This is a genomic window from Pedococcus sp. P1_H8, assembly GCF_056405175.1.
Genome location: NZ_JBFUCP010000259.1, coordinates 1 through 432 on the forward strand (window position 1 = coordinate 1; position 432 = coordinate 432).

1 protein-coding gene is annotated in these 432 nt (G+C 68.3%); it reads left to right on the top strand.

Features of this window, described 5'->3' with window-relative positions; genetic code table 11:
- Positions 1-21 precede the first annotated feature (21 nt).
- Positions 22-432: hypothetical protein (locus AC1DYG_RS19885; RefSeq protein WP_477641570.1), on the top strand; the 411-nt coding region annotated here is incomplete at its 3' end.

Genomic DNA, 432 nt, shown 5'->3' on the forward strand with positions numbered 1-432 from the left:
GCCGTGGCCGCCGCTGTAGCCGTGGCCGTCAGCCTGACCGGTTGCGCCACCTCAGACACCGAGGCGAAGGCCACCCCGTCCACCACCACCTCGGCGCAGCCGACCGAGACGCCGCAGCAGGCCGAAGCCAGAAAGCAGGCCGAAGCGACGGCAGCAAAGGCCCGACAGGAGGCCGCCGCCGCGGAAGCGACCCGACTGCAGGCCATCGAGGCCGCCAAGAAGGACCCCGCGTCGTACGAGCAGTTGACGGATCGCGACTTCGCGCTCATCGCGAAGAACCCCGACGCGGCGACGGGCCGCAAGGTCGTGGTCTACGGCAGGATCACTCAGTTCGACTCCGCCACTGGAACCACTCAGTTCCTGGCGCGCACAGCGGCGAATCAACCGTCGAGCAAGTACGACTACGACCAGAACACCATGGTCGTCGGGGAC